The 15,721-nt window shown below is 41.7% G+C and carries 13 protein-coding genes and 1 pseudogene; 8 read left to right on the top strand and 6 right to left on the bottom strand.

Annotation, left to right across the window (positions count from 1 at the left end; all coding sequences use genetic code 11):
* Nucleotides 1–19 precede the first annotated feature (19 nt).
* Nucleotides 20–937, bottom strand: coding sequence for a DUF5692 family protein (locus G399_RS0106515; protein ID WP_211229857.1), 918 nt, complete (start codon nt 935–937; stop codon nt 20–22).
* 506 nt (nt 938–1,443) lie between these two features.
* Between G399_RS0106515 and G399_RS0106505 the strand changes: the two genes are divergently transcribed.
* Both G399_RS0106505 and G399_RS0106500 read left to right on the top strand, forming a co-directional pair.
* On the top strand, nt 1,444–2,454 hold the full coding sequence (locus G399_RS0106505) for an alpha/beta fold hydrolase (protein WP_006010591.1): 1,011 nt from the start codon (nt 1,444–1,446) through the stop codon (nt 2,452–2,454).
* Nucleotides 2,451–3,302, top strand: a complete 852-nt coding sequence (locus G399_RS0106500; RefSeq protein ID WP_006010589.1) for a hypothetical protein — start codon at nt 2,451–2,453, stop codon at nt 3,300–3,302. The genes G399_RS0106505 and G399_RS0106500 overlap by 4 nt, the downstream gene beginning before the upstream one ends.
* A gap of 651 nt (nt 3,303–3,953) precedes the next feature.
* Here the strand turns inward: G399_RS0106500 and G399_RS22935 are convergent.
* Nucleotides 3,954–4,073: pseudogene (locus tag G399_RS22935) on the bottom strand (serine hydrolase domain-containing protein); the annotation flags it as partial.
* Between the two features lie 274 nt (nt 4,074–4,347).
* Nucleotides 4,348–6,615 carry a catalase/peroxidase HPI gene (katG, locus tag G399_RS0106490; RefSeq protein WP_006010587.1) on the bottom strand — a complete coding sequence of 756 codons (2,268 nt, stop codon included), beginning with the start codon at nt 6,613–6,615 and terminating at the stop codon, nt 4,348–4,350.
* A gap of 697 nt (nt 6,616–7,312) precedes the next feature.
* On the opposite strand from katG, the gene G399_RS21525 reads away from it, so the two are divergent.
* From G399_RS21525 to tyrA, 5 genes are all read left to right on the top strand, one after another.
* Nucleotides 7,313–7,564, top strand: coding sequence for a HigA family addiction module antitoxin (locus G399_RS21525; protein ID WP_081585766.1), 252 nt, complete (start codon nt 7,313–7,315; stop codon nt 7,562–7,564).
* Nucleotides 7,543–7,743, top strand: a complete 201-nt coding sequence (locus tag G399_RS0106485; RefSeq protein WP_006010586.1) for a hypothetical protein — start codon at nt 7,543–7,545, stop codon at nt 7,741–7,743. Before G399_RS21525 ends, G399_RS0106485 begins: the two co-directional genes overlap by 22 nt.
* A 531-nt stretch (nt 7,744–8,274) precedes the next feature.
* Nucleotides 8,275–9,051 carry a PEP-CTERM sorting domain-containing protein gene (locus tag G399_RS22485; protein ID WP_006010585.1) on the top strand — a complete coding sequence of 259 codons (777 nt, stop codon included), beginning with the start codon at nt 8,275–8,277 and terminating at the stop codon, nt 9,049–9,051.
* A gap of 663 nt (nt 9,052–9,714) precedes the next feature.
* On the top strand, nt 9,715–10,803 hold the full coding sequence (locus G399_RS0106475) for a 3-deoxy-7-phosphoheptulonate synthase (protein ID WP_006010584.1): 1,089 nt from the start codon (nt 9,715–9,717) through the stop codon (nt 10,801–10,803).
* Nucleotides 10,804–10,810: 7 nt separating this feature from the next.
* Nucleotides 10,811–11,959: a bifunctional chorismate mutase/prephenate dehydrogenase gene (gene tyrA / locus G399_RS0106470; RefSeq protein ID WP_006010583.1), complete on the top strand. Its 1,149-nt coding sequence runs from the start codon at nt 10,811–10,813 to the stop codon at nt 11,957–11,959.
* Between the two features lie 53 nt (nt 11,960–12,012).
* Here tyrA and pheA read toward each other — a convergent pair whose 3' ends face one another.
* From pheA to yciH, 3 genes are all read right to left on the bottom strand, one after another.
* Nucleotides 12,013–13,194, bottom strand: a complete 1,182-nt coding sequence (gene pheA / locus G399_RS0106465; RefSeq protein ID WP_006010582.1) for a prephenate dehydratase — start codon at nt 13,192–13,194, stop codon at nt 12,013–12,015.
* A gap of 177 nt (nt 13,195–13,371) precedes the next feature.
* Entirely contained in the window at nt 13,372–14,178 is an 807-nt protein-coding gene (locus G399_RS0106460) for a response regulator (protein WP_006010580.1), read from the bottom strand.
* Between the two features lie 23 nt (nt 14,179–14,201).
* Nucleotides 14,202–14,525, bottom strand: a complete 324-nt coding sequence (gene yciH, locus G399_RS0106455) for a stress response translation initiation inhibitor YciH (RefSeq protein ID WP_006010578.1) — start codon at nt 14,523–14,525, stop codon at nt 14,202–14,204.
* Nucleotides 14,526–14,699: 174 nt separating this feature from the next.
* Here yciH and G399_RS0106450 point away from each other — a divergent pair, with 174 nt between their 5' ends.
* Nucleotides 14,700–15,719: a Fe(3+) ABC transporter substrate-binding protein gene (locus G399_RS0106450; protein WP_006010576.1), complete on the top strand. Its 1,020-nt coding sequence runs from the start codon at nt 14,700–14,702 to the stop codon at nt 15,717–15,719.
* Nucleotides 15,720–15,721: the final 2 nt, after the last annotated feature.

Genomic DNA, 15,721 nt, shown 5'->3' with positions numbered 1-15,721 from the left:
AGCATTTGTCTATTGCCGACTAAACGTTCTCGGCAATAGCATTCTGGTATGCTTTGGTTTCTTTATAGATTTCATCTTTCAATGGATTGAATTTATGTTTGCGAATTTTGTTGAATTGATAAGCTACCAGGGCAATGTTGGCTAACAGCGCAACTAAACTAACAATGAAAAAAGCGTTGGGATTATGAGTAGTTGGCACCGGAGCAATGTGACTAGCGAAGGTCGGGATTGTCATAATAAACATTATCCATAAAGCCAATGTCGATGCGCGGTGTTGCAGCCAAGCGCCTTTTTTAATTAAGAACGCGGGGATGGTACAAGCGAATAGCAGCACAAAACCTGCATAGAAGGAGTGATCGGGGATACAGTTGTAAGTGTAAGCAAAATTCCATAAATCATAGGCAATGATCCAAGGCCAGATCATGTCAGGCCAGATCATATCTTTTGATTTGTCTTTGGAAATGACAATACCTGCCCAGCCGCAAATAGCGATGATATTTAATAGGCCGGCGATACCATTCATGATATTCCAAGATCCTGACATCAACCAGAGATGATTGATCACCTCACCGTCCCATGCACCGTACGAATATACTTGAAAATCACGAAAGCAAGCTTCAAAAATATTAATAGCTAAAATGGCCGCTGGGAATGCCAGCGCCCATTTATTTTTGACCAATCCGGGAATAAATCGAATTGCCATAAAACCAAGCACACCGGCAAGGGCTGAGTAGGTTTTGACCCAATTAAACCAGTTTCCAGTTCCGTATTCATTGCCGGGAGCTGCGGTGGTTGGCCAAACAAAGATAGTCAGAAAAATAGGTAATACCAAAAATATTGCGAGTCCACCCCACTTTGTGCTGCGAGAGAATTCATTGAATGCCATTAGCGTAAAGAGAACAGCAAGACCGATAGCCCACCCTTCAGAACTTGGCATGTTGTATAGATACCCCATAATTTTTTGCTCCCTCTGTCGATTTTGTGTATTGGTTTACAGTTAAGTCCTAACTTGCCGCTGACTATAGGTCTTATGCTCAAGCCAAACTATTCGGTTTACCCCTTAGTCGAATGTGGACAACCCTAGGTGCCAGGATGTTTAGTCACCTTATCGGTAAGGATGTCGGACGTTTTGAACAAGTATTTGTGTTTATTGACAGTTGTGTGGATCGGTTCCTCGGCACTCACGCGAATTGGGATCTTCGCTCTTAATTAGAACCTCTTTGTCGGCAAACACTTAGCTTGTTGTGGTCACTCCGGATAACGCGCTCGAAAATATTTCGATAGAATTTGTATCTGTTCTGACAGCAAACAATATAAGGAATCTGCAATGACACAAATGCGTGCGATACAAACTTCAACCTTCAATCTTAGTTTGCGCAAACACCAACATGATGAATGCTCAGTTTTCGCGTTCATTGAGTGTCATCACGAGGTAAATCCGAAATGAACAAAATACTTACTGCCATAGCAATGCTTGCGATGGTAATGACTCAGGTCGTTAATGCTGCGAGTGATGATGCTACTTTTTTAGAAACGGTTAAACACGGATACGCGGACTCAAACGGTGTAAAAATTCATTATGTTGAGCTTGGCAAAGGCCCCTTGGTTTTAATGATCCATGGTTTTCCAGACTTTTGGTATACATGGCGACATCAGATGCAGGCACTTGCGAGCGACTATCGGGTTGTAGCCATTGATCAACGTGGTTACAACAAAAGTGATGCTCCTATGCTCGTCGAAGACTACGCATTTCCTGCACTCCTGGGCGATGTCGCTGCAGTGATCCGACATTTAGGTGAAGATAAGGCGACCATTGTTGGTCACGACTGGGGCGCTTCAGTTGCTTGGCAATTTGCCATTCATATGCCGCAGATGACAGAGAAGTTAGTCATTTTGAATGTACCACACCCGAACGGCTTTCTGCGCGAATTGGCGCAAAACCATTCACAGCAGGAGGCGAGTAGCTACGCAAGACAATTTATTGCTGGCAAACCGACTGACCCAAAGATATTGTTTGGCGAGCCAATGAATCCCAAGACACTTGCGTCTTGGGTAAAAGATAATGTAGCTCAGCGCCACTATGTTGAAGCATTTGGCCGTTCCAGCTTTACGGCAATGCTTAACTATTACAAGGCAAACTATCCGCGCAAGCCCTACAAAGACGCTTGGGAACACGCTAAGACAAAGCCTTTACCAAAGCTCCAAATGCCAGTTTTAATGTTTCACGGATTGGATGACTGGGCACTTAAGGCGCACGGGCTTAATGGCACTTGGGATTGGATTGACAAGGACTTTACACTAGTTACCGTTCCTGGTGCCGGCCATTTCGTTCAACATGATGCTGCCGAGCTTGTGTCAACGACAATAAAATCGTGGCTGCTAGCCAGACCTAATAATCAACCTCAACTATCAAGTCCACAAACTAACGTGGATGTATCGGAGAATACGAAATGAAAACCCAACAGATTTTAATTTGGGCACTAACATTCGGCGCTGCAATGGCTTCTGGCTCGTTAAGCGCTGAGGAAGTAAAAAATGCAATCAGCTCGGAAAAAAGCAATATCGACATGTCGGACCCCACGGACGTATATACTTACCTTGGTGCCTCTTATGGTTCGGAAGGCATGAACATTAAAGGGCAGTTGATGCTATCGGGAGATACGGCTGGTCATGGACAAAAGTCTGGGATTATATTTGAAATGAGAAACGTCTTCAATGAGGGCGATAAAGATCCGCAGTTTACCGGTATCGGCTCGACTGGCGCCACTTTTAACGATGAAGCCGACAACAGCTCTTATCGTTTGCGTTATGGCACTATCAATACGACCACGGGCGTCGGTTGGTCGATTGACGCAGTACTTGCCGACCACCCATTTTTCGGCGACGTTGCGGTTGTTCAGGCAGGTCCCGTTATGACTATCCCGGTAGCAAAAAACTTCTATGTCTGGCCTATACTTTACGCCGGATTGGTCTTGACAGACGACAACATACAAGACCTCAATCCATTGGCGCCCGCTGAATTAAGCAGTGGTGTAGATATTGCCTCTACTGTGCTAACTATGACTGTGTATGCACGCTATACCATTTCAGAACACTGGTGGATTTTGGCCAACACGTCGTATACCTCTGATATCGGTGGTAAATCTTGGGATGATGATGTCAGCACTGGGGGTCTGCAATTAGAGTCTTCCACGACCGAACTTTCGCTTGGCTATCAAAAGAATCAGAAACAAAACGTCCGTTTGTATGCAAGCACCGCTGACGACGATTCATTTTGGGTCGAATACAACCACGCGTTTTAAATTAAGCCTTTACAGGGAAAGCTAATTGAAATCTTCTTGCGTTACAGAATCTGTTTGAGATGCACGCATAGGTGGTAGTAAACTGATTTATATTGCTGATATGGGTACTTTTGGTCAAGATGTATCAGTGTTTTTATGATTTTTCTGCCACTTGCGGTCAAAAAGAGTTAGTACTTAAAACGTTTTGGATTAGATTCAGTATCGATCATAATATGCTGTGAGGAAACGTTGTAGTAAAAGAGAAAAACATTCTATAGGAATGCTTCTTACCTTCTGCCAGACTTTCATCCAAGTAGGTCAATCAAGGATGAGAGCTGTGCTCGCATTTCAGTAAACGGTATAATACAAACGCCACCGACCGCAAAATACATTGCTGTATCAACTTGTCGAGAGACATTACCCTGAATTCAAAGAAACCCTATCTGAACAAGGTAAATAATTACCAAAATTTGTTGAGCGTGAGTTTGACCAGTTTCTGCGTTGTGGTCGCCTGGAGCACGGTTCTTTGCGGGGCATAAGATATCTACTCGACACAATACTAGGAAATACATTTTCTCGTGTCGTCTTACGTTGCATCAGTGGCGAAGCGCGATAGATTTTATCAACTTCGCTTCCAGTAAAGCGATAACTAAAACCTGCTGTATGGGTAAATAAGTCAATAATACGTAGGGGTAATTTTGCGTCTTCGACTACAATAGTCTCGCCGCTACCACTGACATATATTTTTAAATCAGCCAGTTCAGGCGGGTACATTGCAACGGGATCATTCATATGAAATTTCCCCTGCTCCCAAAGTGTTAACGCTGCAACAGCAGCTATGTCTTGTATGCCCTGTGCCGCGACTTACTCAACGCGATCATTTCGATCATATGCCTTTATTATGGTTATATAATTGTTTAGTTTGTATCGTTGGGTCGCTGGACCAGAACTAATGGGATAAGATAAAAAATGCTGCAATCATAATAAATGATGCAGCATTTTGACTATAAATATACTGATTAACGAGTTAATACAGGTTTAATAGAAAGCCTGTATTCAAAGATTATTATCTATCAGCGTTCATGACTTTTACCCACGCGGCAACGAAGTCGTTCACAAATTTCTGCTTGGATGTATCAAAGGCATATACTTCGGAAACAGCACGTAACTCGGAGTTTGAACCAAAGATTAAATCAACAGATGTTGCTGTCCACTTTGCTTCTCCTGTGCTGCGATCAAGACCTTGGTAAACACCGTCTTCATCAGATTTTTGCCAAACTGTCGACATATCTAATAAATTAACGAAGAAATCATTGCTTAATGTTCCTGGGTTAGTGGTTAACACGCCGTGCTTGGAGCCAGCATAGTTTGCATCAAGGGCGCGGAGTCCACCGATTAATACAGTCATTTCAGGAACGGATAGATCCAGCTTGTCTGCTTTATCAACTAACATTTCCGTCGGCGACTTATAACTTTCTTCTACGTCAAAGTAGTTACGAAAGCCGTCAGCCCTGAGTTCTAACAATGAAAATGAGTTAACGCCAGTTTGCTCTTGTGTTGCATCCCCACGTCCAGCATTAAAGGGAACTTGTATGTCATACCCAGCATTTTTTGCCGCTTTTTCGATTGCAGCAGCTCCGCTCAGCACGATTAAGTCTGCAAGTGATACTTTATCACTATTAAACCAACCACTATTTGCTTCGCTTTGAATGCTTTTCAAGACAGTCAGCACTTTCTCTACTTCTGCGGGATTATTAACAGCCCAATCTTTTTGCGGAGATAAAGCTAAACGAGCACCATTCGCACCGCCGCGCATATCCGTGTCGCGATAGCTTGCAGCAGACGCCCATGCTGTTCTGACTAGTTCTGGAACAGTGAGGCCTGAATCAAGTATTTTAGACTTCAATTTAGCTACGTCATCAACATCAATCGTTGATTGCGTATCATCAGAAATAGGGTCTTGCCAAACTTGAATATCTTCAGGCACTTCACTACCTAAAAAATTTCTTCTTGGTCCCATATCGCGATGCGTTAACTTATACCAAGCTTTTGCGAAAGCGAGTTGATACTCTTTTGGGTCTGCTAAAAACCGTTCAGCGATCTTCCTATACTCAGGGTCAAATTTAAACGCCAAGTCTGCAGTAGTCATTACCGGCGGATTAAACTTTCCTTTTATATGCGCATCAGGGACTATTTTATGTAACGATTCGTCAGTAGGGATCCACTGAATTGCGCCTGCAGGGCTGCGTGTCTGCTTCCATTCAAAATTCAAAAGGTTGCTCAGATATAACGAAGTCCAGCGTGTTGGTGCTTGTGTCCAGGCCCCTTCTAAGCCACTTGATATGGTGTCTTCAGAATGTCCTTTACCACATTTGTTTTTCCAGCCTAGGCCTTGTTCTTCAACACCTGCTGCAGCAGGTTCAGGGCCTAAACAATCAGCAGGTTTATGCGCACCGTGCATTTTACCAAAGGTGTGTCCACCAGCGGTTAAGGCTAACGTCTCTTCATCGTTCATTGCCATACGAGCAAACGTGGTACGAATGTTCTTGGCTGAACCAATAGGGTCAGGAACACCTTTTGGACCTTCAGGGTTTACATAAATGATACCCATGTGAGTTGCGCCTAATGGCCGCTGCAATTTGCCATCGCGGTCTTCACGATCACTTGCTAACATTTCGAGTTCTGGGCCCCAATAAACTAAATCGGGCTCCCAATCGTCTGCACGACCGCCGGCAAATCCATAGGTTTCAAAGCCCATGTTTTCTAAAGATACGTTACCCGTTAATACGATTAAGTCAGACCAGGAAAGAGACTCGCCGTACTTCATTTTGATTGGCCAAAGTAATCTTTTTGCTTTGTCTAAGTTGGCGTTATCCGGCCAGCTGTTTAATGGTTCAAAACGTTGCTGTGCACCAGCAGAGCCCCCACGACCGTCTAATGTTCGGTAAGTACCAGTGCTGTGCCATGTCATACGAATAAAGAAGGGACCATAGTTACCAAAGTCGGAAGGCCACCAATCTTGTGAAGTTGTCAGTAGAGTGTCTATGTCTTTCTTAACCGCAGCAAGATTTAGTTTACTAAAAGCCTCACCATAATTAAAATCTGCACCGTATGGGTTTGAACGACTGTCGTGATCACGAAGGGCAGATAGGTTGAGTTGGTCAGGCCACCAAAACTGATTAGTCTTTGCTTCGTATGCTTTAGTAACACCGTTACCCACGGCACCTTTGGGTTTACTCATTTCAGCAGTTTCTGCTAAAACAGCACCTGACATAAACAACAGGCTGATAACGCCTGCAATGCGTGTAGTCGAAAATAATTTTGTTCTATTCATATTCTAAATCCAAAGTTTAACAAAAAAAACGAAGTGCAAACTACATAGACATAATACAAAATTATTAACGCTATGCTTGCTCGCAGCCAAGACGATCGTCGCCCTAGTGTGAAAAGTATAGATCTCAAATGTTGAAAGCGGCGCTTAATAAAACCGATTGATCCAATCGGAAAATTTGTGGAGAGTAGTATTATATACATTTACGATACAGAGAAAATCCGCGACTGACATGCTGCTGCTGACTTAAATGCAATTGTGTGAGTGCAGAAAATAAAAGCCGTTTTGACATAAAGCGGCCTTGGTGGTTGATTACTTTGTTATGGTATCCGGCGTATAATCGTACAATGATGCCGCCTTATCAATCAGTAGCACGATACTTAGCGGCACTAATAACTAACCAAATATGCGCAATTGCACCCACAGCCCACATGAAAATAAGAATAACGGTTAGGGATAGAGTGTAACTGTCGATCGCGAGAGTAAATAATGCTAAATCTCCTGTGTTTATGGAGATCTAAGTTTAATCGAATTAGGTGCGGCCGGCCGCTGTCGGCTATCTTAATAGTTGCTCAATTTTGTATTAGGAAAAGAGTAAGTGTTCTTGTATCTGGTCTATTTCTGTCAATCGCAATTAATGCATCACATTTGAATTTAAGGATGGCAATGCTTTCATCCTAAACTATGAGGATCACCACTAATGAATATGCATAATCCCCCACATCCTAGTGAGTTTATAGACGACGTCTATATACAACCATATAACCTGAGTCGCAGAGCTTTAGCGACTCACTTGAACGCAGCAGCCTCGACATTAAGCCGTATTGTGAAGGGTCAAAGTGCAATAAGCCCTGAGATGGCATTACGACTTTCTATAGTCTTAGGCAGAACGCCTGAGAGTTGGTTAAGTATGCAGGACAACTGTGAATTGTGGCAGGCTTTACAGACGTAAGATTTGAATGGGATACAACCGCTGAAGATAAACGTTGCCTAGCTAAAAATACCATCATTAATAATTGCTGCGGGGCTGCCATTAAAGGTAAAATTCATTTACACCGAGGAGTAATTGTTGTTTTACCTGATTCAATTGGTCTAGAAAAAGTTGTCAAACATTATCTGGATAATAAATAAAACATATCATTCTGATTTTAAGCGTATTTTCTATCTCAAATGTATCTGATCGACAGACCGTCAGGATCCTTTACAATAAAAAAGGGTGAATTCCAACGATCGTTAACTATCGGTCATAAAATATTGGTTAGTAGACTAAAGTAGTAGTAAATCCGCATTAGCCAGTTTTTTTATATTGAGCTTTCTGTAACACTCATCGCTCTTAGTTTGAGCCACCATACCTTTGAATTAACTGTGTTTTATGGTGTAAACATCAAATTAGCTGACTTACTGTTTCGTCTCACAGGTAATTCGCAAAACTCATTGAGTTTCGAGGTCCCTCCTCAATACTTAGCTATTTTTATTGTCAACTTATTTTACAATGTAGAATTATAAAATATTAAAATATTAAAATCAACTAAACCCTTGAAGTAATTGATTTTAATTTGTTGGCATAACAAATGCAAATGTCATTGAATTCTATTGAGCTGAAAAAATCTTTTACGAATTCGGGAGTAGATATTAAGTATAATCAATCAATAAGGATATTTCATGAAATTTAATGTAAAAAAAATAATGCTCGTCGGCGTTATTTTGACTGCGAGTAGCATCGTTAATATTGCAAAAGCTGATATAATTTTTCAGCAGTTTGGACAATTCAATGCTTACACCGGCGGTGGCACAGGCATATCAAACGATGCCGTCGCAACAACAAACTACTCATTTGGTGGAGAAAACTTTACTATTGGCTTAACAGCAACCGAACGTTTTAATAACGAAGATGTTACTAACGATGGTGCTGGAACTTTTTTTGCAAAAGCAGGATCAAATACCCCACCCAGTGCTTCAGCCGCAGGAGCGACATGGGGTTTCGGCTTTTTCCTTGGGATGGAAGGCATTAAATTTGCTGACTTCAGCGCTTTACAAGCAGCAGCAGATAGTTATATGCAGACTATTGCGGTAGATATTTATTATGATGTTGACCCAACATCAGCCGTCGACTATGGAATTATAAGCTTATGGGATTTGATTAATGGTCTTGCAGTTAAAGAAGCCCAAGGTACCCAAAACTTGCTTTTCAGCTTTTTGAATGGGCCTAACTTACCTGCGATTACAACACCGACTCTTGATTTTAATCCAAATATTAGTGGAGAATATTCGTTTAAAATAGCCTCAACAATGTCAGGTCCATTAGGAGATAGGCCTGAAAGTAATCCACTTGCTAAAGTCGGAATTAATGTTGTGGTAGTCCCTGAGCCTTCAACCTTGGCTCTCTTTGGATTAGGTTTAATGGCTTTAGCATCACGTCGATTTAAGAAGCGTTCTTAACAAATACGTTTTTTCAAAACTAGCCATACACTACGTTATGCCTGAATGAACTTATGTATGTGCGTGTTGTACATAATCATCAAGAAGTGCTTACTTTTTCGGTAGGCATTTTTTGATCACAAAGCTGCTTTATTCGACGCAGGTGAGTTTGGGATGTCCGTTTCACTATAGAGCGTATGTCTCATTCAACTATAACCCTCCTATCTATTGTCATTTCTATCGGTCTTGCACTTAGCCAGTTTCGTACTTTTTAACTCAGTAGCGAACTACCCAAATAGGTTTATACGTTATTTAACAACGACAATTTGCATATCAACATTCATTCATTTCCAATCTTTAATGCCTAGTTTCAAACTTTAATATATCCGGACAACAACAGGGGTAGGTGGAATCGCATTAAAAGGGTAACATATAGCAGTTGCGCTAGTTCATTCCTTAAATTGGCGCTTTATTGTGATTATTGCAAATTAATCCATATTCAACTTGAAGCTAAGCCGATAGTTTGTTAAAAAGTCAAACAGTACTATATTTTATGTGATTTCTTTATGTAAATAAAAGTTTACATATTGGTTTGGTAGCAAAGTTCTCGATAGTTTTATTCCTTTTCTTGCTGTTGTGGTCTCACGTTTAACATCTCATCCGTTTTCTTATAAAGAGTAAAAAATGCAAAAAGACACAGTTAATAATATTCATGTTTCATCTGAAGAAGTTTTAGTCACTCCCGATGAACTTGGTCAAGAGCTTCCAGTGAGTGAAAAAGCGTTGCAAGGCGTTATTGCATCTAGAAAAGTTATTTCAGATATTATTCATGGTGAAGATCATCGCTTATTAGTCGTCTGTGGACCCTGTTCAATTCACGATATAGACGCGGCAAAAGAATATGCGTTGAAACTAAAGAACTTGCATGAGTCCTCGATAGACACGCTTTATATTGTTATGCGTGTTTATTTTGAAAAGCCGCGCACAACAACTGGCTGGAAAGGCTTAATCAACGATCCGCATTTAAATGATACTTTTGACATTGAAACAGGTTTACGCAGAGCAAGAAAATTGCTTATTTGGTTAGCTGAATTAGGCCTTCCTGTAGCAACCGAAGCATTAGACCCAATTAGCCCGCAATATTTAGGCGAATTGTTTAGTTGGGCCGCAATTGGTGCAAGAACCGCAGAGTCGCAAACTCACCGTGAGATGGCGAGCGGATTATCGATGCCAGTCGGATTTAAAAATGGAACTGATGGTTCATTAAGTATCGCTATCAATGCGCTTCAATCTGCGGCATCAGGACACCGCTTTATGGGGATCAATAAGCAAGGACAGGTGAGTGTAATAAAAACTCAAGGTAACCCTGATGGTCACATTATTTTGCGCGGCGGTAAGCAACCTAACTATGACTCAGTGTGTGTTGCCGATTGCGAAGCCGAGTTGAGCAACGAAAATATTGTTTCAAGTTTAGTGGTTGACTGCAGCCATGCAAATAGTGCTAAAGACTACCGCAGACAGCCTTTGGTTGCCCAAAACGTGGTTAATCAAATATTAGAAGGTAATCAATCAATCATTGGCATCATGCTAGAAAGCCATTTAAATGAGGGTAAGCAAAGTTCAACGGGCAAGACCCTTAAAGATTTGGACTATGGCGTGTCTATTACTGACGGTTGTATTAATTGGCAACAAACTCATGATCTTATTTTGCAGACTCGTGACAGGCTCATCACCGTGCTGCCTATGCGTCAAACAAAGCGCTTAAACGCGTAAAACGGGTATGTTAAAAACTGATAAAACCCTTGCTCAACTGCGTGATCATATTGATGATGTTGACGGCCAACTGATTCAGCTATTAAAGCTCAGAAATGAGCTGACTAGCCAGGTGGGCGAGGTTAAAAGCCAAACAGGTATGCCGATATATGTGCCAAGCAGAGAATCTGAAATGATTGCTGCGCGGCGTGAACAAGCAGAATCTATTGGCCTGTCACCTGATTTGGCTGAAGACGTCCTGCGCAGAGTCATACGCGACTCTTATCGGAGTCAACATACGAATTATCGCTGTATTAATCCAAGTATCAATAAAGTGGTTATTATTGGTGGTGCCGGCGCCTTAGGTAAGGTGTTTGTGACGCTCTTTGAGCAAAGTGACTACTCGGTCACAAGCTTAGAAAAGAATGATTGGGCAAGGGCTGACGAGATATTTACGGGTGCCGATTTAGTCATTGTTGCGGTACCAATAAAATTAACTGTATCAGTTATTGAAGGTTTATCGACTTTGCCAAAAGAGTGTATTTTAGCCGATATTACCAGTGTAAAAGATCAGCCTTTACAAGCCATGTTGAAAGTGCATCAGGGTCCCGTTGTTGGTTTGCATCCGATGTTTGGCCCTGACAGCCCCGGTATGATAAAGCAGGTAGTTGTTGTATGTCATGGTCGAGAGCCTGATAAATACGAATGGCTGCTTGAACAAATGCGAACTTGGGGAGCGGTGCTGCATGAATCCTCAAGTAAAGAACATGACAGTGCGATGGCGTTTATTCAAGTAATGCGACATTTCAGTACTTTTGTATACGGTCAGCACCTCAAAGAAGAAGATCCCAGTTTGGCATCCTTGTTGATGTTCAGTTCGCCAATCTACCGTTTAGAATTAGCAATGGTTGGTAGACTTTTTGCTCAAGCGCCAGAGCTTTATGCGGATATTATTTTCAATAATGCCGAAAGTTTAGCTCTTCTGAAACGTTTTCATGCCCGATTTGGAGAAGCTCTGAAACTGATCGAGGAAGTCGATAAAGCATCATTTGTAAATCAGTTCAATGAAACTAAGCAATGGTTTGGCGACTATGCCGAGCAATGTTTAATAGACAGCAAACAATTACTGCTGAAGGCCGACGATAGCCAGTTGTTAAGGAAAACACAACGCAAGTGAGGCAGCTGGTTTAAATGACGCTTAAATAGCTAAAAAGTGGAATAGCCAAAAAGCTATTCCATTAACGCGTTTACTGCCGCTATTTTAGTCGGGCTGATTTCCTCAATCGGATAACAACCTAGTACTTTAAAGTAGCGTGTCATTCCACGTAGGGCTTCCATCGCATTTTGCATTGGTCCATCAGCGATATTACCTTCAACATCCAAGTAAAACATTTCCTCCCATGGGTTACCTGTAATAGGTCGTGACTCCAGTTTAGTCATGTTGATTTGATTTTCTCTCAACACTAATAATGCCTCTACTAAGGCACCGGGTTTTTGCACGGTAGACATAATTAATGTGGTTTTTGCAGGCACTTGTAAAGGCACTTTCACCGAATCACTTGCCACTACAATAAATCGACTGTGGTTTTCTTTTTGATTCGCTAAGTTTGACTTAATCGCTTTCAAACCATATAAACTTCCGCCAGCCTCGCTGCCAATGGCTGCAACTTCACCTGAACGTAATTCATTCACAACAATCATTGCGGCAGAAGTGCTGTCACAAGGTTTTACTTCGACATTGCCTAGTTCAGCTAAAAAATGACTGCATTGAGCAAACACTTGCGGATGCGCATACAGTGTTTTGATTTTACTGATTTCAACGCCATCTGAGACCAAAAGGGCATGCTTAATTGGGTGAGTCAGTTCACCAACGATACTCAAACGCGTATGTTGTAATTGGTCATATACTTCATTAATACTGCCAGATGACGTATTTTCAATCGGCAGCACTGCAAAGTCTGCTTCACCTGATTCGACTTTATTGATAATTTCAACAAAGCTTTGACAGCCTATTTCTAGTAATTCTCCAGGGCGTCTTGAAAAGTACTTTTGCGTAGCAAGGTAACTGTAAGAACCTTTGTCACCTAAAAATGCCACACGATTAAGTGGTTTTTCGCTACCCGGATTGGCCCAGCGCGCCAACATAGCTTGTTGGTTTAATACTGAATCTTCAATGATGACATGAAATAATTGGGTTACGTAGTGAGGGTCTAAACCTGCTTTTTGTCCTTGCTTAATCAGACGAATAAGAAGTTGCTCTTCTCTCGCCTGATCACGCACAGGGATCTGATTTTTGACTTTTGTTTCTGCAACTTGGTTAGTTAGTCCTTGACGAGTAGCCAATAGAGAAAGTAAATCGGAATCAAGTGACGTAATCTTTTTGCGTATTTCTTCAAGTTCTTGTTTGGGCACTTCATATCCTTTGTGTAAACGGTGAATACCAAACTGCTGACGGGCGCTATTTGGTATAATATAGAGAGATGCGAATAACCGCCCCACAATGAAATGTAAGTAAGTGGTCGCGCAGTGTCAATGGATAAAAGGAGAAAATTCCTAAATATTTATATTCAAGATACTAATTATCCTACTTTATAGGTCAGAATCCAACAATCTTACTAACATTGCTTTTACTTCATCCGATTCAAACGGTTTATCACAAAGCGCATTAACACCGGTTTGTTGAATATTAGCCATATGTGGACTTGACGATGACTCAGACGTAACCATGATGATCGGGATATGAGTTGTCGCTGGATTGAATCTAATGAACTCCGAGAGCTCTCTGCCATCCATCTCAGGCATATTATAATCGGTAATAACTAAATCGAATTCGTTATCTTTTAATAAGGTCAGAGCATGAGCGCCGTTTTCGGCTTCCATTACCTTGCTTAATCCCATGCCCTCGAGCACTCTGCGAATATGATTTCGCGCTAATCGGCTGTCATCCACAAGAAGCACTCGCACGTCTTGCGCATCAAAATAGTTTAAGTCAATTTCGTCGGTATTGATGAGTTGCAAACTCGCGTTTAAGCCACGAGATAAGTGAATAGGCTCAAACGGTTTTGGAAGAATTGCAGCAACACCCGCTTGCTTAAATTCGTCAAGTTTGCTGATGCTATTTTCGCTACTCACCAGCATAAAGGGGATCGATGCATTAGCGTCATCGTCTTTAATGAATCTTAAAATATCTAAGCCATTACCATCTGCCAAATACATGGTGCTCACCACCATATCTGCGCCATGGGCCCTTATAGACGCTTTGGCCTGCTCGACGTTTTGCACAACATCAACTGTTTGTACATTCTCTGCGAGCAGTAACGTTTTAATGATCTTGCTTTGCGTATCGGACGGTTCGACCAATAATATGTGCAGATCAGATATCGAAAGTTTATGCATTACTTAGTTATCTCTCAAAAATTTCAGCCGCCTGCTAACTTGACGCGCTTTCCTTTGATCTCTAAAATTTGTTTAAGTTTATCGCGCACATCGCCTTGGATTTCGATGCTGAATCCTTTTACTGCGCCTCCGCAACCACATTGTTTTTTTAATTCTTTGCATAGCATCTTGAGGTCAGCATCGCTCATTTCTAGACCGTCGATTATACTCATGCCTTTGCCTTTGCGGCCTTTAGTTTCTTTTCGTATCCTTACAATACCATCGCCCTTTGGGGCATTTTGTAAGCTAGCGGTCTTCTCTTTTATTCTACCTGTATCGGTCGAATAAACTAATCTTGAATCATTCATTCGATAAAAAGCATATATTCAGCCCAAATAATAGAACCAAGTATATCCTATGGACCTAATCAAAGCTATTTTGGGCATTTTAAACGATTTAAGTGATCCCTAGTTGCAATTGAGAACTATTATCAACTACCATACGGCCACATGATTTATAAAGTTTAAAGGGATGGAAAAAAAGTGACCATAAGCATTTCTCGTTTATTCGTTTTATTCTCGTTAGTAATTTTCTCTGCACACAGCGTCAGTGCTGAAGTTAACGTGTACTCTGCACGTAAAGAAGCGCTGATTAAACCGATTTTAGATGATTTCAGCAACCAAACTGGCATTAAAGTGAACTTGATTACGGGTGACGCTGATGCACTTATCTCAAGGATCAAATCAGAAGGACAGTTTAGTCCTGCAGATGTGCTTATATCCGCTGATGTTGGTCGTTTGGTGAGGGCAAAGCAACTCGGAATAACGCAAGCTAACGCCGATGAGGTTATTATAACCAATGTGCCGGCTTATTTGCGGGATGAGGAATTACATTGGACGGCACTAACATTGCGTGCACGTCCGATTATGTATGCTAAAGACCGCGTTGACCCTGCGTCATTGTCAACCATGCAGGCATTAACAAACAAAGAATGGAAAAATCGAATTTGTATTCGTTCATCCAATAATATTTATAACCAATCCATGATTTCAGGCATGATCCAAACGCAAGGTGAAGCAAAAACACTAGATTGGGCCAAAGGCCTAGTGGCAAATTTTGCGCGCACGCCGAAGGGGGGCGATCGTGACCAAATTAAGGCCGTTGTTGCTGGGGAGTGTGATGTTGCTATTGCTAATACGTATTATTTAGCCGGCATGCTAAACGCCGATGACGAAGCGACTCGAAAAACAGCTCAGCAAGTCGCTGTATTTTGGCCGGACCAAGACACCATTGGTACGCATGTTAATATTTCAGGTGTTAGCATTGCGAAATATGCTAGCAATTTAGACGCCGCGAAAACGCTTATCCGTTTTATGTTAACCGATGAGGCTCAGGTTTGGTACGCTGAAACAAATCATGAATACCCAGTAAAGGCAGGTATAAAATGGAGCCAAACCCTCCAAGATATGGGCACATTTAAAGCGCAAGAAGTATCATTAGCGAAAGTGGGCGAGACTAACGCAAAAGCGCTTATGTTGATGGATAAAGCAGGTTGGCGCTAGTC

The organism is Brumicola pallidula DSM 14239 = ACAM 615 (assembly GCF_000428905.1).
Lineage (GTDB): Bacteria > Pseudomonadota > Gammaproteobacteria > Enterobacterales > Alteromonadaceae > Glaciecola > Glaciecola pallidula.
This window is presented reverse-complemented; position numbering and strand designations above follow the sequence as displayed.

Bases quoted from the DNA above. Each gene is read 5' to 3' on its own strand.
- G399_RS0106515 (WP_211229857.1), bottom strand. From the start codon at position 937: ATGCCAAGTTCTGAAGGGTGGGCTATCGGTCTTGCTGTTCTCTTTACG.
- G399_RS0106505 (WP_006010591.1), top strand. From the start codon at position 1,444: ATGAACAAAATACTTACTGCCATAGCAATGCTTGCGATGGTAATGACT.
- G399_RS0106500 (WP_006010589.1), top strand. From the start codon at position 2,451: ATGAAAACCCAACAGATTTTAATTTGGGCACTAACATTCGGCGCTGCA.
- katG (WP_006010587.1), bottom strand. From the start codon at position 6,615: ATGAATAGAACAAAATTATTTTCGACTACACGCATTGCAGGCGTTATC.
- G399_RS21525 (WP_081585766.1), top strand. From the start codon at position 7,313: ATGAATATGCATAATCCCCCACATCCTAGTGAGTTTATAGACGACGTC.
- G399_RS22485 (WP_006010585.1), top strand. From the start codon at position 8,275: ATGAAATTTAATGTAAAAAAAATAATGCTCGTCGGCGTTATTTTGACT.
- G399_RS0106475 (WP_006010584.1), top strand. From the start codon at position 9,715: ATGCAAAAAGACACAGTTAATAATATTCATGTTTCATCTGAAGAAGTT.
- tyrA (WP_006010583.1), top strand. From the start codon at position 10,811: ATGTTAAAAACTGATAAAACCCTTGCTCAACTGCGTGATCATATTGAT.
- G399_RS0106460 (WP_006010580.1), bottom strand. From the start codon at position 14,178: ATGCATAAACTTTCGATATCTGATCTGCACATATTATTGGTCGAACCG.
- yciH (WP_006010578.1), bottom strand. From the start codon at position 14,525: ATGAATGATTCAAGATTAGTTTATTCGACCGATACAGGTAGAATAAAA.